We start from the raw sequence: 26,066 nt of genomic DNA on the forward strand, positions 1-26,066 counted from the left end.
GGACCGCCGATGAGCCGCCCCCGCCTCCGCTCCCTTCTCCGTCCCCGTGACCGTTTCACGGGCCGTCCCCGGACGCCCGTCGCGCTCGCGCTGCCCGCGCTGCTGGCGATCGCGTTCCTGTTGATGCCGCTGGTCGGCATCCTCGCCCGCACCGAGTGGGGGGAGTTGGCGGGTCATCTGTCCGCGCCCGGTGTCACCCAGGCGTTGAAACTGTCCATGCTCGTGTCCTTCTGGGCGCTCGGGCTCTCCCTGCTGCTCGGGGTGCCGCTGGCGTGGCTGCTGGCGCGCGTGGACTTTCCCGGGAAGGCGTTCGTACGTTCCCTCGTGCTGCTGCCGATGGTGCTGCCGCCGACCGTCGGCGGCGTCGCGCTCCTGCTCGGCTTCGGGCGGCGCGGGGTGCTCGGGCCCTGGCTGGAGGGCACCTTCGGGATCGTGCTGCCCTTCCACACCTCCGGCGCGGTGGTCGCGGCGACGTTCGTGTCGATGCCGTTCCTCGTGATCAGCCTGGAGGGCGCGCTCGGCGGGCTGCGGCCCGGCTTCGAGGAGACCGCGGCGTCGCTGGGGGCTTCTCCCGTACGGGTGTTCTTCACCGTCACGCTGCCGATGGTCGCCCCCGGGCTCGTCGCGGGCGCCGCGCTGACGTGGGCGCGGGCGTTGGGGGAGTTCGGCGCGACGATCACCTTCGCGGGCAACCTTCCCGGGACCACGCAGACCCTGCCGCTCCAGGTCTATCTGCTCCTCCAGGACTCCCCGGAGGCCGCGACCTCCCTGTCGCTGCTGCTGCTCGCCATCGCCATGGCCGTGCTGGTGGGGTTGCGGGGGCGGTGGTCGGCCGGGGCGTCCGTGCGGGTGCGTGCGCCGTCGGCGGATGATGAGGGGGCGGGCTCCGGGGGTGTTGCGGCGAGTGCCGGGGTGGTGGCGGGCTCCGGGGGTGTTGCGGCGAGTGCCGGGGTGGTGGCGGGTGCCGGGGTGGCGGCCGACGGGTCCGCGCCGCCGCTCGACAAAGACCCTGCCCCGCAGGAGAAATGGGCGCTGCACGCCGACGTCACCGGTTACAACGAGCTGACCCTCGACGCCGGGCCCGGCACCACCATCGCCGTCGTCGGGCCCAACGGCGCGGGCAAGACCACCCTCCTGCGGGCCCTCCTCGGCCTGACGCCGCGCGCTCACGCGCGGCTGCGGCTCGGTGAACGCGACGTGACCGCGCTGCCGCCGCACCGGCGCGGGGTCGCCTGGGTGCCCCAGGAAGGTGCGCTCTTCCCGCATGTGAACGCGCTCGGCAACACCGCTTACGGGCTGCGCGCGCAGGGCGTCCGGCGTGCGCGGGCCCGCGGTGAGGCGCAGGCCTGGCTCGACCGGCTCGGCGTCGGGCACCTCGCGCACCGCAGGCCCGCCCAGCTGTCCGGCGGGCAGGCCCAGCGAGTCGCCCTGGCCCGGGCGCTCGCGGCCCGGCCCCGGCTGCTGCTCCTGGACGAGCCGCTCGCCGCCCTCGACCAGACCACCCGCGCGCACGTCCGGCACACCCTGCGGCGCCACCTCGACGGCTTCGGCGGGGTGTGCCTCGTCGTCACGCACGATCCCGTGGAGGCCGTGTCGCTGGCCGACCGGGTCCTCGTACTCGACGAAGGACGTACGTTGCAGGACGCGTCGCCCGCCGAAGTCACCCGTCACCCGCGTTCGCCCTGGGTGGCGCGCATGCTCGGGCGCAACGCCTGGCCGGGCACGGCCGACGTGGACGGCACGCTCGTCCTGGCCGGGCAGGGCCGTCTGGTCGTCGCCGACCCACCGGCCGCGGGCACGCGGGCGCTGGCCGTCATCGCGCCGGAGGCGGTGTCCGTGCACCGCGAGAGGCCCGAGGGAAGCCCGCGCAACGTGTGGCGGGGCACGGTGCGGGAGATCACGACCGCCGGGAGCAGGCTGCGCGTACTGATCGCTTTCGGAGAGGCGCCCGACCTGGTCGCCGAGATCACTCCGCAGGCGGCGGTGGAGCTGGGGCTCGTGGACGGGGCCGAGGTGTGGACGAGCGTGAAGGCGACGGAGGTATCGGTGGTGGAGCTCTGACGTCTCGTCGGGCCGACGGTGGTGGGTCGGGAGACTTGGGGACTACTGCAGAGGGGCCTGCCATGTCACCGTCGTGCCCGGCTCCACGCCGTCCGTGGTCCCGTCGTCGTACACCGTCAGGCGCACGCCCTCCCGGCCGTCGGGAAGCGTCGCCCGCGCGTCGACCGCGACGTCGACGCGTGTGACGCCGGTGCGGCGTGACACGGCGGCCAGCGCGCGGCGCAGGGCGGCGAGGAGGTGGCCCGCCGCCGGGTCCGTGATCCGGGTGTCGACGGCGCCGGCGAAGTGCACGGACGGCTGGACGCCGAGGAGCGCGGCGGCGCCCGCCGTCTCGCGCAGGACCTTGCCGCGGAAGGTGGTCGGGGCGTCGGCGGGCGGCTGCTGGAGGGCGAAGATGGCCGTGCGGACCTCCTGGATGGTGGACTCCAGCTCGTCGACGGCTTGGCCGAGCGTGGACTCCACCTCCGTGGAGCGGGCCTTGCGGCGGGTCGACTCCAGCATCATGCCGGTCGCGAAGAGGCGCTGGACGACGAGGTCGTGCAGGTCACGGGCGATGCGGTCGCGGTCCTCGAACACCGCGAGGCGCTGCCGGCTCTGCTGGGCGTCGGCGAGTACGAGGGCCAGGGCGGCCTGCGAGGCGAACTGGGTGGCGAGCTGCCGCTCGGCCGCGGTGTAGGCGGGCGCGCCGCGTCTGCGGGGCAGCGCGAGCGTCCCGATGAGCCGGCCGGCGGCCTGGAGCGGCAACATCATGCTGGGTCCGAAACGGGCGCGTACGTGGGTCGTCATCCGGGGGTCGGTCGCGGAGTCCTCGATGAACACGGGCTCTCCGCCGAGCAGTTGGGTGAGGACTGCGCTGCCGGGTTCGATGGTGGTGCCGATGAGGTCGTTGTGGGTGGGGGGTGGGACTGGGGTCGGGTCCGGGGACGGGTCTGGGGTCGAGTCTGGGGTTTTGGCGGTGTCGAACCCGGCCGATCCGGCGGGCCCTGCCGGCCCAGGGGGCCCGGTGACCCCCGGCGGCCGTCCTCCCGTAGGGGTCTCGGTGGCCCCCGGCGGCCGTCCTCCCGTAGGGGTCTCGGTGCTGGGGGCGTCCCGGCCAGGGGGAGTGCCGTCTGTGGAGGCGGCGACGATGCGCATGCCGCCTGTCTTCGTGGGCTGCAGGACCACGCCCGCTGCCGCGTCCGCGAGGATTCTTGCCCGGTGCGCGACCGTCATCAGGGCGTCGGCCGCCGCCTCGCCCGTGAGCAGGGCCGTGGTGACCGCCGCGGCTCCCTCGATCCAGCGCTCCCGTTGGCGGGCCGCCTCGAACAGGCGGGCGTTGCCGATCGCGATGCCCGCCTGGCTCGCCAGGACCTTCAGGAGCTGCCGGTCCTCTTCGGTGAACGGCCCCTCCGTCTTGTCCGCGAGCAGGAGGTCGCCGAACGCCTCGTCGTGGACGTGGATCGGTACGTGGATGACGTCGTCGTCCGTCTCGGCGCGGAGCGGCGGTGTGCCGTCGCCGCCCGCCACGAATGTCTCGGGCTGTCCCCCTTGGGAGGGCGCGGTGACGGCGAGCGTGCCGTACCCCGCTCCCGTCAGCCGCGCCGCGCTCTCCACGATGTGCTGGAGAGTGGCGCTCAGTTCGAGGTCCGTGCCGACGCAGAGGACCGCCTCCAGCAGCGGCATCGAGGGCAGCGGTGCGTCCGCTCCGTCGGGCATATCCGTTATGCACTCCGTGTCGCTGTCGCTGTAGCACGCCGTAGCGCCGTGTCGGGGCCGGTCAGCGGGTCAGCCGGACAGTGGGTCCATGACCAGTGGCTGGATCCTGCCCTCCAGCATCGCGCCGAGCCCCAGTACGGCGCAGACATCAGGCCGTTCCGCGATCTGTACGGGCATCCCCGTCGCGTCCCGCAGCATCTGGTCCAGGCCCGGTAGCCGCGCGCTGCCGCCGACCATCATGATCCCGCGGTCCGCGAGGTCGGCCACCAGATCCGGCGGGCAGTCCCGCAGCACCTTGCCGATGCCGTCGAGCACGGCCGTGAGCGGCGTGTGGATCGCGTCGCGAACGGCGGCGGTGTCGACGTGGACGGAGCGGGCCAGGCCCGTCGCTACGTCCCTGCCGTGGATTTCCGTGGACTCCGGGCCGTGCGGGGTCAGGCCGTTGCCGCTCAGGGCGAGCTGGAGGGGGCGTACGGACTGCGAGGGCAGCATCAGTTCGTGCTGGTGGCGCAGGTGCTGCACGATCGCGTTGTCGATGGCCTCGCCGCCCACCGGGATCCGTTCGGCCGTCACGATCGAGCCCATGGAGAGGACCGCGACCTGTGTGGTGGCGGCGCCGCAGACGAGGATCATCGTCGCCTCGGCACGCTCCACGGGGAGGCCGCAGCCGACCGCCGCCGCGATGAGGGTGTCCACCAGTTCGACCCGGCGGGCGCCGAGGCCGACCATCGTCTCGACCGCCGCGCGCTGCGCGAGCGGGTCCGCGTCGTGCGGGGTGCAGGCGGCGGCGCGCAGCCTCGGCTTGCGGCGCAGGGTGCGGCGGAGCTTCTCGCCGAGCAGTTGGCGCAGCATCCGTTGCGCCATCTCGATGTCGACGACGCTGCCGCCGGAGACGGGGCGGGCGACGCGGATGTATCCGGGAGTACGGCCCGTCATCTGCTCGGCGAGGTGGCCGACCGCGATGAGCGCGCCTGTCTGCGTGTTCACCGCGGCGACGCTCGGCTCGTCCACGACGAGTCCCGCGCCCTTCACGAACACCCGGGTCCTCGCGGCTCCGAGGTCGACGGCGATATGACAGCGGCGCAACTGCTCCAGTCTGACGGTCATGGCAGGTCCTCCCGAGAGCGCAGACCGTACGGACCGTCGGTCGGCGGTCCTGTTTCGCATCGTGCGGGGGGGTTGCGGGGGCGCGCGCGCTGGGCTGAGCCGGGTGGGGTGCGGCCGGATGGGTGGTGTTCGTGGTCTCTGCGGGTTTGTTGGGGCTGGGCGCGCAGTTCCTCGCGCCCCTGGGGTGCTGGCGGTGCGGGTCTCTGCGCGGGTTCGTCGTGGCTGAGCGCGCAGTTCCCCGCGCCCCTGGTGGGGCTGCCTGCGTGTGTGTCTGTGCGGGTTCGTCGTGGTTGGGTGCGCAGTTCCCCGCGTTCCTGGAGGAGGCCAGGGGGGTGGGTCTCTGCGGGGGCGTTGTGGCTGGGCGCGCAGTTCCCCGCGCCCCTGGTGGGGCTTCCCGTGCGTGTGTCTGCGCGGGTTCGTTGGGGTTGCGCGTGCCGTTTCCCGCGCCCCCGGCGGGGTTGCGCGTGCCGTTTCCCGCGCCCCCGGCAGGGTTGCGCGTGCCGTTCCCCGGCGTCCTGGTGGGAATCCCCGTACCGGCGGCTGCGGGGCCGTGTGGCTGGCGGGTAGCCCCCTGGCGGCTTTCCGCCACGTCGCGTCAACTCCCCCGCAACACACGGCACCTGACACTTTTCGCAGCACTCGGGCACCACCCCCGCCCGGGTCCGACGAAGAGAGGCAGCCTCAATGAGCAGAGCCCCCGCTTCGCGAAGAGCCGGGCCCGCCGTCGCCGTTGGTCTCGTGCTCGCCCTGCTTCCCGCCGGGCAGAGCCCCGCCGCCGATGATGATCCAGCCCCCGCCAGCCCTGACGCACGCACCGCACGCACCGCACGCACCCCCGCCCACACCGTCACCCTGATCACCGGTGACGAAGTCACCGTCACCCCGCTCCCCGGCGGCAGACAGACCGTCACCGTCAAGCGGCCCGCAGGGGCGAGCGGGGCCGTGCGGAGCCGAATCTCGGGCGGGCGGCACATCACCGTCGTACCGGACGAGGCACGGCCGTATCTGCGCTCCGGCGCGCTGGACGAGCGGCTGTTCGACGTCACCGAGCTGATCAGGCAGGGGGTCGCCGGGCGGCGAGGCGGAGCCGCCTCGCTTCCGCTCATCGTCACGTACGGAAAGGGCGCCCGGAACGGAGCAGCGCCCCGTCTGCCCCGCGGCACCGAAAAGGTGCGGTCCCTGCCGAGCGTCGCGGGCCTCGCAGTGACCGCCGAGAAGCCCGGCGCCCTCTGGCCCTCCGTACGCGACGAGGCGTCCGGCATCGAGAAGGTCTGGCTCGACGGCCGTGTCGAGGTCGACATGGCGCGGAGCAATGAGCAGATAGGCACCCCCACGGCCTGGGAGGCCGGACTCACGGGGAAGGGTGTGAAGGTCGCCGTCCTCGACACCGGGGTCGACGGCGAGCACCCGGACCTCACGGGGCGTGTCGGAGAGAGGAGGAGTTTCGTTCCGGGTGAGGAGGTCGCCGATCGCAACGGGCACGGCACCCACGTGGCCTCCATCGTCGGCGGCAGCGGTGCCGCCTCGGAGGGGAAGAAGGAGAAGGGCGTCGCGCCCGGCGTCTCCCTCGCCATCGGGAAGGTGCTCAGCGACGAGGGCTTCGGGAGCGAGTCGGAGATCATCGCCGGCATGGAGTGGGCCGCCAAGGACGTCGACGCCGACATCGTGTCCATGAGCCTCGGTTCGCAGGAGCCCAGCGACGGCACCGACCCGATGGCCGCCGCCGTGAACTCGCTCTCCAAGGACACCGGCGCCCTCTTCGTCATCGCCGCCGGGAACACCGGCGCGCCCTCCTCCATCGGCTCGCCCGGCGCCGCCGACGCCGCGCTGACCGTCGGCGCGGTCGACTCCGGCGACAAGGCCGCCCACTTCACCAGCCAGGGGCCCCGCGCCGGCGACCACGCGCTCAAGCCCGACCTGTCGGCCCCCGGCGTCGGCATCCTCGCGGCCCGCTCCGGACTCACCGGCGGCGACGGCTTCTACACCGAGATGAGCGGTACGTCGATGGCGACCCCGCACATCGCGGGCGTGGCCGCCCTCCTCGCCGAGAAGCACCCTGACTGGGCAGGTGCCCGGCTCAAGGACGCCCTGATGTCCACCTCCCGACGTCTCGAAGAGAGTGTGTATGAGGTGGGGGCCGGGCGCGTCAGCGTGCCCGATGCCATCGACGCCGACATCACCGCCGGCGGCAGCGTCGATCTCGGCTTCTACGGATGGCCGTACGGCGACAACGAACCGGTCCGCAAGACCATTACCTATGCCAACTCGTCCGACACCCGCGTGGAGTTGGATCTCCGCGTGCACGGCGTCGCCGACGGTGTCGTCGAGCTCCGCGACACCACCCTCACCGTCCCGGCGCACGGCACCGCCTCGACCACCGTCACCGGCGACGGGGCGAAGGCGCCCGTCGGGAACACCAGTGGCGGTGTCGTCGCGAGCGTCGGCGGCGAGGAGGTCGCGCGTACCGCGTTCGGGCTGGTCAAGGAGGAGGAGCGGTACACGCTCACCGTGCACGTCAAGGACCGTGAGGGAGCCGCCGCCCCGGCGGACCTCGTGGTGCAGCGGCTCACCAAGGGGGTCGACCCGTTCCCGGCCGCCGTCGGTGACTCCGGCACCCTGAGGCTGCGCCTGAAGCCGGGCACGTACGCCCTCACCTCATTCCTCGACGTACGCGGTGCCAAGGGCGAGGACTCGCTCGGCCTCGGCTTCCTCGCCGACCCGCAGATCCGCCTCGACCGGGACCGCGAAGTCACCCTGGATGGAGAAAAGTTGCGTCAGGTCAGAGCCGAGGTCGACCGGCGCAGCGAGACGCGGCAGCTGTTGATGGAGTACGACAGGAAGGCCGGCGGCGCCGAGCTCCAGGGGGCCGTCCAGGTGCCCGTCAAGTACGACAGCGTCTTCGCCGCCCCGACCGCCGAGGTCACCGAGGGCAGCTTCGAGTACCGCACGGTCTGGCGGCTCGGCAAGCCGCTCGTGGACGTGAAGGGCCTGGGCGAGGCCGTCGCCCAGCCCGGCGGGACGATCGCCGGGGGGCGGCACAAGTGGGCGCTGGTGGACGCGGGCGACGGCACCCCGGGCGCGTACGCGGGTAAGGACGTGCGGGGCAAGGCCGTCGTCGTACGCCGCACGGACGCGGTCACCCCGGCGCTGCTCGGGCAGGCCGCGCAGGACGCGGGGGCCGACGCGCTGTTCGTGACCGACAGAAAGGCGGGGCGGCTCAACGCCTGGTTCGGCACGGACGACAACACCGACCGGCCGCTTCAGATCACCACCGTCGACGCCGCCGACGGCGCCCGGCTCATCGCGGCGGCCAAGGCGGGCAAGAGGGTCGAGAGCACCGGCACCGTCCGCACCCCTTACGTCTACGACCTCTCCGAGGGCCACGAGGGCGCCGTACCTGAAGACCTCACGTACCGGCCGGAGAAGCGCGAACTGGCGGTACTCGACACGAAGTTCCACGCGGTGAAGCCCGCGCCGGGCGGCGAGTTCCGCTACTCGATCACCGACACCTTCCCGGTCGGCATCGGCTTCCAGGAGAAGGTCGATTACCCGGCCAGGCGGACGGAGTACGTCTCCACAGGCGCGGGACAGCTGTGGCACGAGTCCGCGTCCACCGGGCCCGGCGCCCTGGAGGAGCGCGGCGGCCTCGTCCCCTACAAGGGCGGCGAGCGGACCGGCCTGAACTGGTTCAAACCGGTCCTGCACCCGTGGCTCGGCACCGGCCTCGGCTGGGGCCAGACCCGCCGAGGCGACAGCCTGGAGTTCAATGTGCCCGGCTGGGGCGACTCCGGCCCCGACCACACCGGCTTCGGCGACGTGTGGAACGAGGAGTCGATGACGCAGGTCAGCGAGGTCTTCGTGGACGGCGTCAGCGTCGACCGGCGCAAGAGCTCCGGCGTGTACGTGTGGGACGCGGACCCCGCTGAACGCACGTACAGGGTCGTCACCGACACGACCCTCGACGCGGAGCGGTGGTGGCTCGCCACGAAGGGCCACTCCGAGTGGACCTTCAGGTCGAGGCAGACCCCGGCGGAGCGCAAGACGTACCTGCCGCTGCTCAACCTCGGCTTCGATGTCGACACGTCCCTCTCGGGCGACGTGCGGGGCGGGCGCACGATCCCGGTGGGGATCTTCTCCGCGTACGTCGTGGGAGCGGCGGACACCGGGACCATCGGCGGCGGCAAGCTGTCCGTGTCGTACGACGAGGGCGAGTCGTGGCGGGACGTCGCGCTGGACCGGGTGGGCCGGAAGGCTGCTTGGGGAGGGGAGTTGAAGGTGCCACGCGGTGCGGAGTCGATCTCGCTGCGGGCCTCGGCGAGCGATGACCGGGGCGGGTCCGTGACGCAGGAGATCATTCGGGCGGTGGGGGTGAGGTAGCTCCTCAGGGCCCGGCCGGAGGGGCAGAATCAGCCCCTCCGGCGTCTGGGAGCGGGGTCCGGGGCGGAGCCCCGTGTCAGGGGCTGGTCCGCTCTCCGGTCTCCGGCAGCGCCCGCTTCATGATCTTGCCCATGTCATTGCGGGGCAGCGACTCCAGGTACCGCACGACCCGCGGCCGCTTGTGCGGGGCCAGCCGGTCCGCCACATGGTCCGCCAACTCCTCCGCGGGCGGCGGGAGCTGCGGGTCGGCGGGGACGATCCACGCCACGATCCGTTCGCCCAGGTCGGGGTCCGGCTCCCCGGTGACCGCGGCCTCCCGGACCCCCGCGTGTTCGAGGAGCGCGTTCTCGATCTCGCCCGCGCCGATCTTGTAACCGCCGCTCTTGATGAGGTCGGTGGCCTTGCGGCCGACGATCCGTACGTACCCGTCGGGGTCCCGCACCGCCATGTCGCCGGTCCGGAACCAGCCACCCGGGGCGAAGGCCGCGGCGGTCGCGTCCGGGCGGTTCAGATACTCGGTGAAGAGGTTCGGGCCGCGCACCTGGATCTCGCCGACCGCCTCCGGGTCGTCCGCCGCGACCGGCTCGCCCGCCTCGTCGACCAGGCGCAGGTCGACGCCCGGCAGCGGCACCCCGACCGCGCCCGAGCGCGGCTCGCCGTCCGCGCGGACGCTGGTGTTCATGAGCGTCTCCGTCATGCCGTACCGCTCGATGACCCTGCGGCCCGTGGCGGCCGCGATGCGCTCGTGGTCGTGGACCGGGAGCGCGGCCGAGCCGGACACCAGGAGCCGCGCACCGGCCAGCGCCTTCGCCAACTCCGGGTCCTCCGGGAGGGCTTCGGCGATCCGGTGGTACATCGTCGGCACCCCGAACAGCATGGTCGCCCCCGAGCCCAGCTCGCGGGCCACGCCCTCCGTGCTGAACCGGCCGAGGTGGCGCACCGAGCCGCCGCGCCGCAGCGGGCCCAGCGTGCCGAGGATCAGGCCGTGCACGTGGAACAGCGGCAGACCGTGCACGAGGACGTCGTCGGCGGTCCACTGCCAGGCGTCCGCCAGGGCGTCCAGCGTGGTGGCGATCGCACGGCGCGGCAGGACGGCGCCCTTGGGCGGGCCGGTGGTGCCGGAGGTGTAGACGATGAGGGCGGGGTCCTCGGGGGCGTGCGGGTCCGTGATCGCGGCCCCTCGTACGTCATCCACGTCGACATCGACATCGACATCGACATCGATTCGCGTCAAGTCCGCCAGCGCGGCGGGCAGTTCGGCGCCCGGCTCGGCCAGTACCAGCGACGGCGCGCTGTCCGCCACGATGTGCGCCAGCTCGCTCCCGCCCGACTTCGGGTTGAGCGGCACGGCCGGGACTCCGGCGAGCAGGGCGGCGACCACGCCCACGGCGGTTTCCAGAGAGGGCGTGGCCCAGACGGCGACGCGGCCCGCCCCGCTCAGGCGGCCCGCCAAGGCTCCGGCCACCACCGCGAGCCCGGCATGGCTCAGCGTGCGGTCGCCGAACCTCAGGGCCTCGCCGGAAGCCCGTGCGTGCGGGGCGGACAGGGTCGGGAAGAGGGGATCCACGTCTCGTACTCCTCGAAGTCTGCTCGGCCTTCTTGGCCTGTGCCTTCTGCCCGCACAGGCCCCGTACCGCACCAGTCCACCACGGGTGGCCCGGCTCACCGGTGGTCGGCCTCACCGGTAGTCGGCCGGAGCGCGATGTCCTGGACGGTGAACTGCGCGACGTGTCCCGGAACGTCTCGTTCATGCGCCGCACCCCGGCCCGCTCGCGGTCGGTGAGCGTGGGGTCGTCCTCGGCCATTTCGGAAGGGTGGATCTCGAAGGTCTCCATGGAGGGAGCAGTAGGAGCCCTTGAGGACAGGTCGTGTCCTCAAGGGCTTCCGGGCTTCCGGGCTTCCGGGCTTCCGGGCTGCAAGGCTTCCAGACTTGCGGTGGGTAACCGGTTCAGTACGTCAGGACCACACCCACGTACGACACCCCCGCGATCACGCCCCACGCCACGAGGCCCAGCACCGCGACCCGGCCGCCCGTGCGGGTCAGCGACGGCAGGTCCACCGCGCTGCCGAGGCCGAACAGGGCGGCGGCCAGCAGGAGTTCCTGTGCCGTCTGGGCGGCGTCGATCGCGCCGCCCGGCAGCAAGCCGGTGGTGCGCAGGGCGACCATGGCGAGGAAGCCGACGACGAAGAGCGGCACGAGGGGCGGGCGCCGGGTGCCCCCGGAACCGGTCCGGTCGGCGGCGGCACCCGCCCTCGACCGGGCCCGCACCGACAGCGCGACGGCCGCGACCAGCGGTGCGAGCAGCGCCACCCGCATCAGCTTGACCAGCACCGCGTCGCCGAGCGCCCCGGAACCGGCCGTCTGCGCGGTCGCCACGACCTGCCCCACGTCGTGCACGCTCGCCCCGACCCAGCGCCCGAACTCCGCGTCGGTCAGGCCCAGCGGGTGCTGGAGCACCGGCAGTACGGCGATCGCGAGCGTCCCGCACAGCGTCACCAGGGCCACCGACGTGGCCGTGTCCCGCTCGTCGCTCTCGGAGACCTCGCTGACCGCGCCGATCGCGGACGCCCCGCAGATCGAGTAGCCGGTGGCGATGAGCAGCGGTTGGTCGCCGCGCAGGCCCATGCGGCGGCCCAGCCACCAGGTGCCGAAGAAGGTGACGGCGACCACGCCGAGCACCATCACGACCGAGCTCCAGCCGAGCCCGAGCACGTCGTCCAGGCTCAGCTTCAGGCCGAGCAGCACGATGCCGACGCGCATCAGCCGTTTGGCCGCGAACGTCAGTCCCGCCTTGCCGGGGCCGCGTACGAAGAGACGCGCGGCGCCGGGCAGATGGGCCGCCGCGATGCCGAGGACCACGGCGGCGGTGAGCATCGGGACGCCGGGCACCAGCAGGTGCACGCCCCACGCCACGGCGACGCCGAGGGCGGCGAGCGCGAGTCCGGGCAGTCTGCCGTGCGACCGCGGCCGCACGGCACGTGAAGTCCCGGGGCCGCCGGTACGGGACTTGGGGCGTTCGCCGAGCAGTGCCATTACCGGTCGGCCGGAAGCTCGTACACCCGGCGGACGCTGCTGCCCAGGCGGGCTATGTCGGCGCCGTAGATGTGGATCGATATCGCGCGCGTGCCGCACGCGTTCCACACCCGGTGGATGTCGCCGGGCGGCGCGAAGCCGCAGACCGCGCCCTGCGGATTGACGACGTCCTCCGTGGCGACGAGGCGGGCGGCGCCGCCGGTCCCGGTGGCGGGCACCAGGCGGTAGCGGCGCTCGTGCTCCTGGCCCTCGTGCACGCCGGTGACGCACCACGACACGTGGTCGTGCACGGAGGTCCGCTGCCCCGGCAGCCAGACCAGGGCCACGATGGAGAAGCTGCCGTCGTGCTCGGCGTGCAGGACGTGCTGGCGGTAGCGGTCGGGGTCGCCCTCGCACTGCTCGCCGGTGAGCAGATCGGCGGCGCCGAGGTGGGGGGCGAGCCGCTCGCCGACCAGGTACGCGGTCAGGTCGGGAGGCAGGCCGCGCCCGACGGCCTCGCGCACGTCGGCGACGAGCGTGTCGAGGCGTTCTGTGGTCCGGGCGGCCCGGTACGTGGTCGGAGTGGTCATACGGGCAGCGTGGCGCCGCCCGATCCATCACGTCCAACGACAGTTCTTTGGCGTCCCCGCAACTTCCGCTTATGGATCGCGCGCCGTCCGGAGCGGTAGCGGGTGGTGGGCAGCGGCCGGGGTTCAGCAGCCGACGCGGTTCGCGGCCACGGTCCTCAGCTCGTCCAGGACCAGAGCGGTCGCCGGGATGCGGAGATGGTCCTTGAGGACGTACGCGGACACCTTGCGCCGCGAGGCGGGGTCCAGGGCGCGGCCCGTGACCTTGCGGTGGCACAGGAAGTTCAGGACGAGTCCCGGCATCATTGCGATGCCGAGCCCCTCGGCGACCAGGCTCTGCACGACCAGATTGTCGTCGGTGGTGAAGGCGATGTCGGGCGCGAAGCCCAACTCGGCACACTCGTGAAGGAAGTTGGCGCGGCAGCGCGGACACCCCGCTATCCACCGCTCCTCCGCCAGCTCCGCGAGCTTCACCGACCGCCGGCGTGCCATCGGGTGCCCGGTGGGCAGAAGTACGGTCAGCTGGTCCTCCATCAGCGGGATCTCCGCCAGCTCCTCGGGCACCTCTTCGTGCAGGCCGGGATAGGTGAAGGCGAGCGTGATGTCACACTCCCCGCGCACCACGCGCCGCAGCGACTCCGGCGGCTCGTCCTCCAGAAGCTCCACCCGCACCCCCGGATGCCCCGACGCGAGCCGGGCCAGGGCCTCCGGGATGAGGGTGGCGTTGGCACTGGGAAAGGCGCAGACCCGCACCCGCCCCGACCGCAGCCGCGTGATGGCGTTCATCTGCTGTTGGGCGGCGGAGATGTCGTCCAGGATGATCCCCGCGTGCCGCGACAGCGCCTCCCCGGCCTCCGTCAGCCGCATGCGGCGCCCGACACGGGTGAACAGCGGAGTGCCGACGGACCGCTCAAGGGCCTTCATCTGCTGGGTGATCGCGGGCTGCGTATACCCGAGGGAGCGGGCGGCCGCCGAGTACGACCCGGCCCGGACCACTTCGTGGAACGTCTTGATGTGCCGTGAATCGAACACCGCTGAATCATAAGCAGATGTTGGGAGGACCGAACATGGGTGCCGGACCGCTCGTGGCACCGGTCTCCGGGCCCGCCCCGGCGCGGTTGTTAGCCTGCGGGGGCCCGCACCGGCCCCGACCGGCCCGAACCGCGTACGAAGAGGAGCCCCCGTGCTCAGCCCCCGCCCCCGCATAGCCCTGGTGACCCGCCGGCCGCAGCCGGACCACGACCACGATCTGCCGGTCCTGGCGCGATCCCTCGGCGAGGCGGGGGCCGACGTCCGCGTCGTCGGATGGGACGACCCGGACGTCGACTGGGCCGGGTTCGACCTCGCGGTGATCCGGTCCACGTGGGACTACAGCTGGCGCACCGACGAGTACGTGGCGTGGGCCGAGCGGTGCGGTCGGCTCACGCGGCTCGCCAACGCGGCGGACGTCGTGCGGTGGAACACCGACAAGCGCTACCTCGGCGAGCTGGCCGCAGCGGGCGTCCCCGTCGTGCCGACGTACTACTGCGCGCCCGGGGAGGACGTCCAACTGCCCGGCACGTACGACGAGTTCGTTGTCAAGCCTGCTTCCGGGGCCGGGGCCCGGTACGCCGCCCGCTACCGCGCCGACGAGCGCGGGACCGCCCTCGCGCAGATCGCCCGCATGCACGACGAGGGGTTCACCGCCATGGCGCAGCCCTATATGCGGCGGATCGACACCACCGGCGAGCGCGCGCTCGTCTTCCTCGGCGGGGAGTTCCTGCACGCGATACAGAAGGGCGCGGTGCTCGCGCCCGGCACGGCGTACGACGCCGACAAGATGCCGCACCCCGATCTGCGGCCCTGGGAGCCGACGGCCGCCGAACTCGATGTCGCGAGGCGGGCTCTGGACGTCGTTCCGGGAGTGCCCGAGTTGCTCTACGCGCGCGTGGACCTCGTCGACGGGGAGGGCCCTGACGGCGGTCCGTGCGTCATGGAGCTCGAACTCGTCGAGCCCAACCTCTTCCTCCGCCTGCACCCCGACTCGCTGCCCCGCGTGGTGGAAGGGATCCTCAAGGCGGCGGTGTGACCCCACCGGCGACCCCACCGGCGCCCGTGCCCGTGTCCCCGCCCGGCAACTCCACCCGCTGCAGCAGCCCCCACGTGAACTCCGCCACGCAGCGCCGCCGCTCCCCGCCCGCGTCCGGCGCCGTGAACGCCAGGCGCCATCGCGTCGGCGCCGTCCCCTCCATGGGCCTCGCCGGGGCGAAGGCCCGCGCCGCCTCGTCGACCGTGCACGACCACGGGGTGAGGTCGGCGAGGGTGTGAAGATCGGGTCCCGCCGCCCCGGGCGCGCGCACCAACCAATCGTTCCACACCGCCCCGTTCCGCGCCCGCAACACCTCGAAGCGCAGATCGGGCCAGAGCGGCACCGGCCAGAGCAGGGCCTCGCACTCCAGGTCGCCGATCGTCCGGCGGGCGGTCGACTCGGGGGCGCCGAGGACCGAGCGGTAGCGCGCCGCGGCGCCCCGGGAGCGCGGCCCCCGGGCCATCGCCTGCCAGCGGCGGTTGGCCTCGCGCATCTCGGCGATGGAGACGCCGAGTTCATGGCGGGCGGCCTCCACCAGCTCCGGATTGTGGTCGGCCATGCGGCGCAGCAGGACCAGCTGGAAGTCCAGCGGGGTGAAGGGGGCGGCGGGCGACGAGGAGCTAGCGGGCATGCGCCCCATCGTCGCGCACCGCGCGCTCTCCCGGGCGGCGGCCTTCCGGGAGGAACAGCACCGAGTTGACGTAGCGGGGGTGCCTGGGCGTGAGCACCCGGCGCAGCAGGCCCTGCGCCACGACGTACGACGTGTCGCGCTGATGCGCCTCCAGGTCGAAGGCGGCCAGCGGAAGCCAGGTGTCGTGCGGCAGGACCCAGCCCCGGTAGCCGTGGTCGCGGGTGAGGAGGTCCACGATGGGGGCGATCGGCTGGATGCGGGACTCCAGCTCGATGAAGAGCGCCGGACGGTCGCGGACGAGCAGTTCGCGCGCGCCGCGCAGCACCGGCAGTTCATTGCCGTCCACGTCGATCTTGATGAAGTGGACGTCCCTCAGGCCGAGCCCGTCCAGGGTGAGACACGGCACGTCGACGGCGGTGGCGTGGATGTCGCGGCGGATCAGGGAGGACACGCCCCGCTCGCCGTGGTCCCCGTGCGGCAGCCAGAGCCGTGCCGTACCGGGACGGTCGGTGGCCGCGGCCTGGACGACACGGACGTTGCCGGGGGTGCTGGAGGCGAGAAGGCGGGCCAGGTGGGGCACCGGTTCGACGGTCACCACGCGGCGTGCGCGCGAGGCGAGGCGGCGCGACCAGGGGCCGTACCAGCCGCCGACGTCCACGGCGGTGCCGCAGTCCGGCGGACAGAGGTCGCCGAGACGGGCCAGCTCCGGCTCGAAGCGCGGGTAGACGAGGCGGGCCAGGGAGGCGATGAGGCGGTCCGGGACATAGGGCGCGAGGCGCGCGGCGAGCGTCATGGGCGGCCCCCCGTCACAGGGATATCCGCTTGAGCAGCCGCTCGTGTTCGTCCTCGGTGACCTGCTCGCCGGAGGAGGGCAGCAGCTGCGGGATGCCGTCGACGACCGGGTAGCGGCGGCGCAGGCGCGGGTTGTAGAGCGCCTCTTCCGGTACGAGGGGCCCGGCCGGGGCGAGCAGATGCAGCGGGCCCTTGTCCAGCGGGCAGGCGAGGATCTTCAGCAGTGGGTCGTCGGGGTTCATCCGCTCGTCAACTCCTTGGTGGGGGGCGGTGTCTGGGACGGGGGGCCGTCGTGCTTGGGCATGGCGAGGAGCACGGACACGGCGAGCACCGTGCCCGCGATGCGCAGCGCGAGGCGCACCGGCTCGTGCGGCAGCGCCTCGCCGAACGCCAGCGTCCCGAGCACCGCGGTGAACAGCGCCGTCACCGTCGTACACACGGGAACGATCAGTGAGGCCCGGCACCGCTGGAGCGCCGCCTGCGACATGATCAGGCCGAACGCGCCGGTGAACAGGAGCAGATACGGGTACGGCGAGCGCAGCAGGTCCACGAGCGCCCCGCCGATGCCCTGCGTCGTCAGATGGCTGGAGACGCCCTTGATGGCCAGCGAGCTGACCCCGTACAGCAGGCCGACCGCGACGCCGTACTCGACGCCCGTCGTCGGCTGGCGGTGGCGGTGCTTGGCCCGGCGCTCGGCGGCGCCGTACAGCCACAGCCCCGCGGCGAGCGACGGCAGGCAGACGGTGAGGACCAGCGGCGCGGGCGCGCCGCGGCTCACCGTGTCGGAGTTCTCGCTGAGCGACAGGACGACCATGAGCAGCGCCACGAGGATCGCGGCGACCGCGTACCGCTCGCGTCCGGAGGTCCGCTCGCCGAGCAGGGCCGAGGACAGGAGCAGCAGGAGGACCAGGCCGGATACGAAGATGCCCTGCGCGGCGGCGATCGGCAGCGTCCGGTACACGGCGAGCTGGGCGCCGAAGCCCGCCGCGAGGGCGAGCGAGCCGCCGATCCAGAGCGGGCTGCCGAGGACCTGCCTGAGCAGCCGCGCCGGGTTGCGGACGCTGACCGACGGCATGGCCGTCAACGCCCGCTTCTCCAGGACGAACCCGGTGCTGTAGAGCAAGTTCGCGAGCAGCGCCGCGGCCACACCCCACCACATGGGACTCAAGTCCTTCGGGCGTGCAGCAGCAGGATCGAGGAGGCGCTCGGCACGGCGCAGGCGAGCCGGTCCAGAGCGCGCAGCGGGCGTGGCACGCCGTGGAAGGGCGCGCCGGACAGGCGTACGACCGTGAAGCCGCTCGCCGCGACGAACTCCCGCAGCGCGCGGGCCGTGTACAGCCGCAGATGGCCCACGACCTCCTTGCCCGGCCGGCCGTGGATGCCGCGCAGGCTCACCTCGGAGAAGACCGGCTGCACCCCGGCGAGGAGCAGGCCGCGGTTGTACCAGGCCGCGAGGTTGGGGGTGGACAGCATGAGGTGGCCCCCTGGCCTGAGGACTCTTCGCAGCTCGTCCAGCGCGCTGTCCGGGTCCACCAGATGCTCGATGACCTCGCTGAACAGGACGGCGTCGGCCGCCCCGTCGGCGAACGGCAGGCCGCCGTCGGTGAGTTCGCCGCGTACGACGTACGGAAGCCGGGCGTGGGCGCGCTTGAGCGCGTCCTGCGACCAGTCCACGCCGATCACGCGGTGACCCGCCAGGAGCGGTGCCGCGGTCGCGGCGGCCGTGCCGTCGCCGCAGCCGATGTCCAGGACCGTTGCCGTACGGGAGGTGGCGGGGCCCAGGGCGTCCGCGAGGACGCGGGCCTGGCGCAGGCTGCGGGCGTCGCCCGACGCGACCGGTACGGCGGGGTCCTCGTAGAAGTCGCGGAGCCCGGCGGGGCGCCGGGTGGTAGTGGCGGTCACTTAGGCCCTCCGGTCTCTCCGGTCTCTCCGGACTCTCCGGTCCGCGTGTGCTCCGCGTGCTCCGTGTGCTCCGTCGCGTGCAGATAGTGCTCGAACAGGTCCCGCAGATGGGCGCCGTCACCGTGGCTGAGCAGCGTCTTCGACCAGCGCAGGGCGAGGTGCAGCCGGCCCGCCGTGGACGCCGTGGTCACGGTGAGGCCGCGCGGCAGCCGGGCCGGCGCGGAGAACCACACGGCGTGCGCGCGGCCCGCGTCGCCGAAGTCCAGGGCGTACGGGATGCGGCCGATGTTGCTCAGGAGCGTGGTCGACGTCCAGGGCGCGGCGGCCCGGCGCAGGCCACGTGTGACGGCCGCCCTGAGCGTGACCGGGAGCACCGGCGCGGTCAACAGGGCCGCGCCATGGCCCAGTTGGGGGCGGGCCATGGCCTTGAGGGCGCGGGTGCGGTCGGAGGTGCGGCGCAGCAGGTCGTGGATGGCGTCCGGCGTCCAGTCGCGGTGGGACAACTCGTTCGTGCCGAAGGGCACTTCGACGAGCCGGGTGCCGTTGCCGATCGGCATGGTCGCGTCGCGGGGGCGGTCGTCCACCGGCATCGTGATGCGCAGGGGGCGCGGCGAGGCACCGTGCTCGCGGTTCCAGTGGGCGATCATCAGTGCGGTCGCCACCATGAGCTGGTCGTTCACGGTGAACGGGGAGCCCTTGGCGCGGCGCGGCACGGGCAGCTCCGCGATCAGCATCCCGTTGCCGGGCGAGGGCTCCGGGGCGCCCCGGGAGACCCTGGCCGGCGGCGCCCACCCGGAGGGCGCGTCCGGCGGAGGCTGCGGGGCGGCTCCGCTGCTGTCCGGCGTGCGGGTGGGCGGCGCCGCGGGGGAGTTGTCCCGGCCGCCGTAGATCTCGGCGGCCGTCGCGAGGACACGGAGGCAGGCGGGGCCGTCCAGGGCGGTGTGATTGATGGTCAACAACAACACGCTTGCGCTGGCGGGGGCGCCTTCGGCGTGGCCCGGGGTGTGCTCCGTCCGGTGCGGGGCGGAGCCGTCCCCGGCTGTTCGGCCCCGCCCTTCCGGCGGCCCCGCCTCCGTGCTCCCGGCGGACATACCGGCACGCCTCCCCGCATCGGCACCGCGGCTCTCCGCGAGTGGGGGCCGCGTCGATATGACCTCCAGGCGGATGGGCGGCGAAGAGGACAGCGGGGGCGCCTCGGCCAGCGCCCGTTCGCGGGCTCGCTTGAGGGCGTCCGGTTCGGGGGGCGGGAAGGTCACCACCTCCGTGTCCGGTTCCGCGGTGAGTTCCCACTCGTAGCGGCGGCGGTACCAAGGGCCCCGCGCCTCCCGCATCAGGATGCGCGGATGGCGGCGCAGGGCCTCGGTGAACGCGGCCCGGAGACGGGCCGGGTCCGGGGTGCCCGGCAGGTGCACCTCGATGTGCACGGTCTCCGGCTCCTCCTCCTGGAGGCAGTGCCGGGAGACCTCGTCGACGACGGGGAACGGCACGCGCGCGGGCGGCCGGCCGGGGCCGTCCGCACGCCGTGCCGGGTGTTCCAGTGCGGTCATCGCTGCGTGCCTTCTTCTGTGGGGGGCGTGCGCTTGTGCCGCGGGAAGCGGACCGTCGCATCGCTCTGCGGCGCGGGCTCGGACCCGGCCGGGTGGTTGTCGCCCTCGGGCCTGCGGTGCGGCAGCGGAGGCACCGGGGGATGCACCGGAGGCTGCGCCGGCTGCCGCAGGCCGGGGCCACCGTCCGGTCCGTACACCAACGTATCGCCGGTGTCCGGATGCGCGTAACGCTCCCGTACGGTCACCAGCGCCGCGAACAGCGCGATGAGCGCGAGCAGTTGAGCCACCGGGCTGAACGCCCCCTCGTCGGCGCCCACCGCCTCCCCGGCACCGGTCGCCGCCGCGATGCCCGCTCCCGCCATCGCCAGGAACGCGATCGGCACGAGCAGCGCGTGACGCCACCAGGCCAGCAGGGCCAGCGCCGGGACGAGCAGGGCGAACGGTCCCGCGATCACCGCGGCCACCAGCGTCAGCGCCACCGTGCCGAGGATCGGACCCGGCGCGGGCGGCGCGGGAAGGAGGGCGTCCGGGTTGGGCTCGCGGCGCCGGACCAGGACCAGCGCGATCAGCGCCAGGACGCCGACACCGGCCAGGATCAGGCCGATCTCGTAGACCTGCGACGGCTCGTACGTCAGCTTGACCGTGCCGCCCTCGCCCTTGGGCACGAGCCAGCCCTGCTGCCAGCCGTCGAGCCGCAGCGAGGTCAGCTCCTTGCCGTTGAGGGTCGCCTTCCAGCCGTCGTTCACGTTCTCGTACGTCGTCAGGTACGAGGCTGCTCCCGCGCCGACGCCCACCTCGCGGCGGTCGCCCAGCCAGTCCTTGATCTTCAGCTCACGGGCGGTCTCGTCCACCGCGCCGGGGGTGCCCCGGGTGAGGGACGCGTCCATGACGGCGAGCGGGCCCGCGTCCCCGGTCTCGACGCTGTGCGCTCCCGCGTCGAGCCGTACCGCCGTCTCCTTCTCGCCCCGCCGGCAGAGGCTGATCTCGACCGGGCGGCGCTCGGTGAGGTCCCGGACCTTGCCCTTGGCGCTCGTCTCGTACAGCTCGCCGTCGATCGACATCGTCGGGCCCTGGCCGCAGGGGAGCGAGAAGCTCTTGGAGGCCTTGGGCTGCGGCGTGCGGTACGTGTCGAGCGCGGGGACGTAGACCTCGGTGAGGCCCACCGGCAGCTGGAGGTTGTCGTCCGCCACCGGGTTGTGGACGGTCAGCGGCGCCGTCTCCGTGATGGTGATGTCCATCCGGTCCGTGGTGATCGGGGCGAAGCGCGCGTTGCCGTGCTCGTCGACGCCCGCGGTCGCCGCGCCGTCCGGCGAGCTGATCTCGATCTTCTGCGGACGCGTGGACAGGCCACCCGCGGCGGGCAGCACGATCTCGCCCACCGGCTGCTTGTCCGGCCACTTGAGGTGGATCACCGGGCGGTTGCCGGTGCCCGCGATCCACGCCGTGGTCAGATCACCGTCGGTGAGGTTGCGCGGCGACAGGCCGTTGCCGAGCCCCGCCGTGGAGTCGGCCGTCGCGATGATCTGCTGCTCCTGCTCGGGGGCCACCTTGTAGAGCAGCTCGTCGAGTTCGCGGCCCGGCACGGCCACCGCGCTCGCCTTCATCTCGTACTCACCGCTGCCCGTGGTCGTGAAGCGGCGGTGCAGGCCGGACTCGGCGTTCACCGGCGAGAGGGCGCTCGGGTCGGAGGAGCGGTGCAGGGAGTACGTCGTCGCGTCGGCGCCCGTCGTCTTCCTGGCGTCGGCGGGCAGCTGGAGGAGCTTGGTGATCCGCACCTCCGGGATGGTGATCTCCGAGAAGCCCGCGCCCGTCAGACCGGGGCGCGGCTCCTGCGTGTCCACGATCGTGATCTTGATCCAGTCGGTGACGCCCGCGCGGGCCTTGACGCGCTGCGCCATGCCGTTGGGCTGGAGCGAGCTGGTGACGGAGCCCTGCTCGGTCTCCACGCGCACCCGGGTGGGCGCCGCCCGCACGCCGTTCTGCGGCAGCGGGGTGACACGGAAGGAGGACGGGACGGTGATCTCGGAATTGAAGTCCGCCTTGATCCACTCCCCGTTCGCCGAGTCGGCGTTGCCCTCCGCCCAGGCCGTGGCCGGGTTGCCGTCGAAGGCGTTCACCGGGTCGTACTGCGGCAGGTGGAAGAGCCAGTTGCCGTAGGAGGAGGCCGTCACCGACTTGGCGCCGCGCAGCTCCGCCGTCGTCTGGTGCTCGATGCCCTTCGACGGCAGGATCTGGTGCGGCTTCCTGCCCGGGTCCTGGACCGCGTCGGCGGCGTTCCGTTCGTCGGGGCCGTACGTGTACGACGTATTGGAGTTGACCAGGCCGAAGCGGGTGTCGGCGCGGCGCAGGCCGTCACCGACCGCCAGCAGGCCCGGCGTGCCGACGCCCGGGTGGTTGTCGCCGGTCAGGACGGCCGGGCGGTCCCGCATCGAGGGATCGGCGGAGAGCGGAAGGAGCGACTCGGGGCCGCCGCTGACGACCGCCGTGTTGGAGACGGGCTTCAGGCCCGCCTGGCCGGGGCGCTCGGCGCTGTCGCCGGGGGCGTAGATCTCCACGGCGCGCTGGCGCGGGTAGAGGCCCTCCACCTGGAGGGGCGTGTCGTCGGGGATCGTGCCGCCGGTGGTCTGCGGGCCGAAGCCGGTGACGCGGCTGAAGCCGGACTCCTCCAGGGTGCGCTTGACCGTCGCCGTCGGGACGTGGCCGACCTGGTCGGGGTCGAGGTCGTTGCGTACGACGACGTAGTAGAGCCCGGCGCGGGTCAGATAGTCGCTCAGGCCCGGCACTTCGCCGCCGGTCATCAGCGCCTGTTCGACGGCGTCCATCGCGCGGCGGTTGCCCGCCGTGCCGAACGGCACGTAGTCGCGCTGTGCCCAGCGTGAATCGGCCAGCACGTCGAGGGGCTGGTCGATGGGGGAGCCCCAGGTGTAGATGCCGTGCGCGGTCGCCGGGACGACGAGGGCACGGGAGTCGGGGGAGTACTTCTCCAGCCAGTCGGCCGTCGTCTGCCAGTACGTGGGCAGCTTCTGGAACGAACCGGGCTGGAGGATCGAGCCGTTCAGGTACGGCCAGGCCAGACCGGGCAGCACGAGGACCGCCGCGATCAGCGGCGCGTACCGTCTGCCGCGCACCGGCCGCGCCCCGCGTGCCTGCGCGGCGACGCCCGCCAGATGCATCAGGCCGAAGGCGAGCGCGAGGGCGAGGCCCGTCTGGAACTTGTAGATGTTGCGGAACGGGACGAGCCCGCCGTTCAGCCAGGACTGGACGGTCTCGTGGAAGGGCGCGCCGAACGCGCCGCCGTAACCGGCCAGCGTGATCAGGACGACCGACAGGACGGTCAGGACCAGCCAGCGCCGCTCGGGCAGATCGCGCCGGGCGAGCCCGGCGAGGCCGAGTGCGGCGGCAAGCGCCGAGCAGACGATGGTCACGACGGCCGTCGCCACCGTCCAGCCGGCCGGCAGCCACGCCTCACCGAAGTGGAGGTACGCCACCCAGTTGCCGGCGCCGCGCAGTGTCTCGGTCGCCGACATGGTGCCGGTCGTGGTGGCCGAGTTCTCCACGTAGGGGAGGAAGTTCTCGCCGTATATGCCGAGCATGAGGAGCGGCACGATCCACCAGGCGGTGGCCAGGATGACGCCCGGCACCCACCAGGTGATCAGCTTCCGCTTGCGCGGGCCGTTCGGGCGGGAGAGGAGGTACAGGGCGACCGGGAGCAGGGAGGCGAGGGTCGCCGCCGCGTTCACACCGCCCATGAAGGGGATGATCAGCGCCGAGCGGCAGGCGGCCAGGCGCGCGCTGATCCGCTCGTTCGTCAGCGGCAGCAGCACCCACGGCAGGAAGGCGCCGGGCAGCGCCGCCGCCGACGTCGACCCGACGACCACGGTGAACGTCGGCCACAGCGCGTACACCACCGCGCCGAGCAGCCGGCTGTGACGGCTGCCGATGCCCAGGCGTTCGGCGAGGCGCAGCGCGCCCCAGAAGGCCGCCGTCACGATCAGCGACAGCCACAGCCGCTCGGCGAGCCAGACCGGCAGCTGCACGAGATCGGCCAGGCCGTAGAACGGCAGCATCGGGAACGCGTAGCCGACGTACTGGTCCTGGATTCCGCCGAAGCCGCCCCGGTCGTGCCAGAGCTGGCCGAGGTCGGAGAGGAACTGCCAGGGGTCGACGGTGACACCGAGCTTGGTGTCGAACGTCATGCGCCCCGGTCTCACCGCGAGGAACAGCACGAACACCACGGCCCAGAACCCCAGCAGCCAGCGCCGCGAGCGCGGCCCCCGCGAGGGTTCAGGGGCGTCGGTCGTGGGCCGCACGGTGGCCGGGGGTGGGGCCTGGACCGTGGTCATGGACACCGCCTGAGGATGAGGAGGAGGTTCCAGGTCGCGATCTCGCGCACACCCGGCACCTTGGTGATCGCCCCGGCCAGGAACGGCCAGTAGCGTGAGCGTGCCGACACCACGTCCACGTCGGAGCGGCCCCGCACCTGGCGCAGGGTCGCTCCGACGTGGTGGGCGAAGAGGTTCTCGCCGAGCGTGTGTTTCGCGGCTTTACCGGTACGTCTTTCATAGCGGGCGCGGGCCCGGTCGGCGCCCAGGTAGTGCCAGGGCGCCCACTCGTGGCCGCCCCAGGGGGAGAACCAGTTGGTGAACGAGACATAGATGAGCCCGCCGGGTCTGGTGACCCGGACCATCTCGCTCAGGAACGTCTGCGGGTCGTCGACGTGCTCCAGGACGTTCGAGGAGAACGTGACATCGGCGACGCCGTCCGCCAGCGGCAGCAGATAGCCGTCGGCCAGGACCGAGCCCTCCGGGGGCTTGGTGCCCGACGCCGTCATCTCCGCGAGATCCGGCTCGAAGAGATAGCTCTGCGCGCCGCGCCGCCGGAACTCCTCGGTGAAGTAGCCGCCCCCGCCGCCGATGTCGACGACGACGCGGTCCTTCACGGATATGTACGCCTCCACCTGGTCGGCGGCGTCCTTGGCGAGGAGGGTGTAGCAGCGCTCCGGCTCCCGCTGTTCGCGCAGGAAGGCACGGAAGAGTGTGGCGGAGCGGCGCAGGGACGGGTCTTTCACGTAGTCCCCTGTGCGGTCGGAGGCCCGGTGGGCGCGTGGTGGGCGGCGACCGCTTCGGCCGCCACGGCCTGGAACTGCCGCACGGTGTTGCCCCAGCGGAACTGCGCGGCCCGCTCACCGGCGGCCTTGCCCAGCGACCTGCGGCGCTCGGCGCTGAGCGCCAGCGTGCACCAGGCGGCGGCGAAGGAACTCTCGCCGCGGGCGAGAAGACCGGTCACGCCGTCCTCTATGGAGTCGCGGACGCCGGGGACGTCGAAGCCGACCGAGGGCGTCGAGCGGGTCGCCGCCTCGGTGATGACCAGGCCCCAGCCCTCCACGGCCGAGGGATGCAGCAGCATCCAGGCCTCGCAGAGCAGCCGGTGCTTCTCCGCCTCGGAGACATGGCCCCGGAACTCCACGCCGGGGCCGGCGAGCTGTTCCAGGCGCGCCCGCTCGGGGCCGTCGCCCACGATCACGAGCCGGCCGCCCGTGACGGGCCTGACGCGCTCCCACAGGCGAAGGAGCAGATCGATGCGCTTGTACTCGACGAGGCGTCCCATCGCCAGGAACAGCGGCTCATCGGAGCGGGCGTGCAGCGGGCCCGGCTCCTCGACGCCGTTGTGGACGATGCGGATGCGCTCGCGCTCCACACCGATCGCCCGCAGCGCCGTGGCCGTCGACGGCGAGACGGCCACCAGCAGATTGCCGCGCTGGGCACCCGAAAGCGCCCAGTGCTCAAGTCTTCGCCCGAGCCGGGCCGCGGGGGCGAGCGCGCCTTGGAAGCGCATCCCCCACAGATCGGTGTGGACATGGTTGACCAGGCACAGCGTCGGCCCGCGGTGCCACAGCGGCGCCAGGTACGGCATGCCGTTGCAGACCTCCACCAGCAGATCGCAGTCGCCGACCTGCCGGGTGAAGGCTGAGCGCGCCCGCAGGAAGTGACCGAGGTCGCCACCGGCGGAGACCACGCGGTAGTCGCGGTAGGCCGCGGGCCCGCCGCAGAGCAGCGTGACCTGGTGGCCCAGTTTGCTGAGCCCGTCGGCCAGCCGGTCGACGAGGAGTTCGGAGCCCCCCGCGGCCGGATTGCCGAGGTCGCGGTGGGCGAGGAAGACGATCCGGCGCGGCTGTGGGGGAGGCGCCGGAAGCCGCTCCGCGCGGCCGCCGATCAGCGGGCCCGCCGCCATGGAGATGCCGACGACGCCGCCCCAGACGCCGATGGCGCGGGCGCGCTCGCGCGGT

18 protein-coding genes are annotated in these 26,066 nt (G+C 73.1%); 3 read left to right on the forward strand and 15 right to left on the reverse strand.

Going from position 1 to position 26,066, the window contains the following annotated elements:
- Positions 1-9 precede the first annotated feature (9 nt).
- Positions 10-2,061, forward strand: coding sequence for an ABC transporter permease (locus tag ACWDVB_RS29090; RefSeq protein ID WP_451513008.1), 2,052 nt, complete (start codon positions 10-12; stop codon positions 2,059-2,061).
- A 42-nt stretch (positions 2,062-2,103) separates the two neighbouring features.
- On the opposite strand, the gene ACWDVB_RS29095 is transcribed toward ACWDVB_RS29090, so the two are convergent.
- Positions 2,104-3,756, reverse strand: a complete 1,653-nt coding sequence (locus tag ACWDVB_RS29095) for a sensor histidine kinase (protein ID WP_451513007.1) — start codon at positions 3,754-3,756, stop codon at positions 2,104-2,106.
- A gap of 69 nt (positions 3,757-3,825) precedes the next feature.
- Complete coding sequence (locus ACWDVB_RS29100; protein ID WP_451513006.1) at positions 3,826-4,863, reverse strand: rod shape-determining protein; 1,038 nt, start codon at positions 4,861-4,863, stop codon at positions 3,826-3,828.
- A 684-nt stretch (positions 4,864-5,547) separates the two neighbouring features.
- On the opposite strand from ACWDVB_RS29100, the gene ACWDVB_RS29105 reads away from it, so the two are divergent.
- Entirely contained in the window at positions 5,548-9,240 is a 3,693-nt protein-coding gene (locus ACWDVB_RS29105) for a S8 family serine peptidase (RefSeq protein ID WP_451513005.1), read from the forward strand.
- Between the two features lie 76 nt (positions 9,241-9,316).
- Here ACWDVB_RS29105 and ACWDVB_RS29110 read toward each other — a convergent pair whose 3' ends face one another.
- The 4 genes from ACWDVB_RS29110 to ACWDVB_RS29125 form a co-directional block, all read right to left on the reverse strand.
- Positions 9,317-10,807, reverse strand: coding sequence for an acyl-CoA synthetase (locus ACWDVB_RS29110; RefSeq protein WP_451513004.1), 1,491 nt, complete (start codon positions 10,805-10,807; stop codon positions 9,317-9,319).
- Positions 10,808-11,188: 381 nt separating this feature from the next.
- A complete protein-coding gene (locus ACWDVB_RS29115) occupies positions 11,189-12,274 on the reverse strand; it encodes a YeiH family protein (protein WP_451513003.1) in 1,086 nt (361 codons plus the stop codon).
- Positions 12,274-12,843 carry a cysteine dioxygenase gene (locus ACWDVB_RS29120; RefSeq protein ID WP_451513002.1) on the reverse strand — a complete coding sequence of 190 codons (570 nt, stop codon included), beginning with the start codon at positions 12,841-12,843 and terminating at the stop codon, positions 12,274-12,276. Before ACWDVB_RS29120 ends, ACWDVB_RS29115 begins: the two co-directional genes overlap by 1 nt.
- Before the next feature lie 123 nt (positions 12,844-12,966).
- Entirely contained in the window at positions 12,967-13,872 is a 906-nt protein-coding gene (locus ACWDVB_RS29125; protein WP_451513001.1) for a LysR family transcriptional regulator, read from the reverse strand.
- Positions 13,873-14,023: 151 nt separating this feature from the next.
- On the opposite strand from ACWDVB_RS29125, the gene ACWDVB_RS29130 reads away from it, so the two are divergent.
- Complete coding sequence (locus tag ACWDVB_RS29130; RefSeq protein WP_451513000.1) at positions 14,024-14,908, forward strand: ATP-grasp domain-containing protein; 885 nt, start codon at positions 14,024-14,026, stop codon at positions 14,906-14,908.
- Here ACWDVB_RS29130 and ACWDVB_RS29135 read toward each other — a convergent pair.
- From ACWDVB_RS29135 to ACWDVB_RS29175, 9 genes are read right to left on the reverse strand one after another with little or no spacing between them, the layout of a single operon-like run.
- On the reverse strand, positions 14,892-15,548 hold the full coding sequence (locus tag ACWDVB_RS29135; RefSeq protein WP_451512999.1) for a hypothetical protein: 657 nt from the start codon (positions 15,546-15,548) through the stop codon (positions 14,892-14,894). The two genes, ACWDVB_RS29130 and ACWDVB_RS29135, sit on opposite strands and share 17 nt — an antisense overlap.
- Complete coding sequence (locus tag ACWDVB_RS29140) at positions 15,529-16,332, reverse strand: FkbM family methyltransferase (RefSeq protein WP_451512998.1); 804 nt, start codon at positions 16,330-16,332, stop codon at positions 15,529-15,531. Before ACWDVB_RS29140 ends, ACWDVB_RS29135 begins: the two co-directional genes overlap by 20 nt.
- A gap of 13 nt (positions 16,333-16,345) precedes the next feature.
- Positions 16,346-16,573, reverse strand: coding sequence for a Trm112 family protein (locus ACWDVB_RS29145; protein ID WP_451512997.1), 228 nt, complete (start codon positions 16,571-16,573; stop codon positions 16,346-16,348).
- Positions 16,570-17,478 carry a hypothetical protein gene (locus ACWDVB_RS29150; protein ID WP_451513221.1) on the reverse strand — a complete coding sequence of 303 codons (909 nt, stop codon included), beginning with the start codon at positions 17,476-17,478 and terminating at the stop codon, positions 16,570-16,572. The genes ACWDVB_RS29145 and ACWDVB_RS29150 overlap by 4 nt, the downstream gene beginning before the upstream one ends.
- A gap of 17 nt (positions 17,479-17,495) precedes the next feature.
- A complete protein-coding gene (locus ACWDVB_RS29155; protein ID WP_451512996.1) occupies positions 17,496-18,233 on the reverse strand; it encodes a class I SAM-dependent methyltransferase in 738 nt (245 codons plus the stop codon).
- Entirely contained in the window at positions 18,230-19,780 is a 1,551-nt protein-coding gene (locus ACWDVB_RS29160) for a condensation protein (protein ID WP_451512995.1), read from the reverse strand. The genes ACWDVB_RS29155 and ACWDVB_RS29160 overlap by 4 nt, the downstream gene beginning before the upstream one ends.
- Positions 19,777-24,123 carry an alpha-(1->3)-arabinofuranosyltransferase domain-containing protein gene (locus ACWDVB_RS29165; RefSeq protein WP_451512994.1) on the reverse strand — a complete coding sequence of 1,449 codons (4,347 nt, stop codon included), beginning with the start codon at positions 24,121-24,123 and terminating at the stop codon, positions 19,777-19,779. Before ACWDVB_RS29165 ends, ACWDVB_RS29160 begins: the two co-directional genes overlap by 4 nt.
- Positions 24,120-24,848: a class I SAM-dependent methyltransferase gene (locus ACWDVB_RS29170; protein ID WP_451512993.1), complete on the reverse strand. Its 729-nt coding sequence runs from the start codon at positions 24,846-24,848 to the stop codon at positions 24,120-24,122. The genes ACWDVB_RS29165 and ACWDVB_RS29170 overlap by 4 nt, the downstream gene beginning before the upstream one ends.
- A complete protein-coding gene (locus ACWDVB_RS29175) occupies positions 24,845-26,011 on the reverse strand; it encodes a glycosyltransferase family 4 protein (RefSeq protein WP_451612001.1) in 1,167 nt (388 codons plus the stop codon). The genes ACWDVB_RS29170 and ACWDVB_RS29175 overlap by 4 nt, the downstream gene beginning before the upstream one ends.
- Positions 26,012-26,066: the final 55 nt, after the last annotated feature.

This window comes from Streptomyces sp. NPDC003379 (assembly GCF_053589195.1).

Coding starts and splice junctions, on each gene's coding strand:
- ACWDVB_RS29090 (WP_451513008.1), top strand. CDS start 10: ATGAGCCGCCCCCGCCTCCGCTCCCTTCTCCGTCCCCGTGACCGTTTC.
- ACWDVB_RS29095 (WP_451513007.1), bottom strand. CDS start 3,756: ATGCCCGACGGAGCGGACGCACCGCTGCCCTCGATGCCGCTGCTGGAG.
- ACWDVB_RS29100 (WP_451513006.1), bottom strand. CDS start 4,863: ATGACCGTCAGACTGGAGCAGTTGCGCCGCTGTCATATCGCCGTCGAC.
- ACWDVB_RS29105 (WP_451513005.1), top strand. CDS start 5,548: ATGAGCAGAGCCCCCGCTTCGCGAAGAGCCGGGCCCGCCGTCGCCGTT.
- ACWDVB_RS29115 (WP_451513003.1), bottom strand. CDS start 12,274: ATGGCACTGCTCGGCGAACGCCCCAAGTCCCGTACCGGCGGCCCCGGG.
- ACWDVB_RS29120 (WP_451513002.1), bottom strand. CDS start 12,843: ATGACCACTCCGACCACGTACCGGGCCGCCCGGACCACAGAACGCCTC.
- ACWDVB_RS29135 (WP_451512999.1), bottom strand. CDS start 15,548: ATGGGGCGCATGCCCGCTAGCTCCTCGTCGCCCGCCGCCCCCTTCACC.
- ACWDVB_RS29140 (WP_451512998.1), bottom strand. CDS start 16,332: ATGACGCTCGCCGCGCGCCTCGCGCCCTATGTCCCGGACCGCCTCATC.
- ACWDVB_RS29145 (WP_451512997.1), bottom strand. CDS start 16,573: ATGAACCCCGACGACCCACTGCTGAAGATCCTCGCCTGCCCGCTGGAC.
- ACWDVB_RS29160 (WP_451512995.1), bottom strand. CDS start 19,780: ATGACCGCACTGGAACACCCGGCACGGCGTGCGGACGGCCCCGGCCGG.
- ACWDVB_RS29165 (WP_451512994.1), bottom strand. CDS start 24,123: ATGACCACGGTCCAGGCCCCACCCCCGGCCACCGTGCGGCCCACGACC.
- ACWDVB_RS29175 (WP_451612001.1), bottom strand. CDS start 26,011: ATGGCGGCGGGCCCGCTGATCGGCGGCCGCGCGGAGCGGCTTCCGGCG.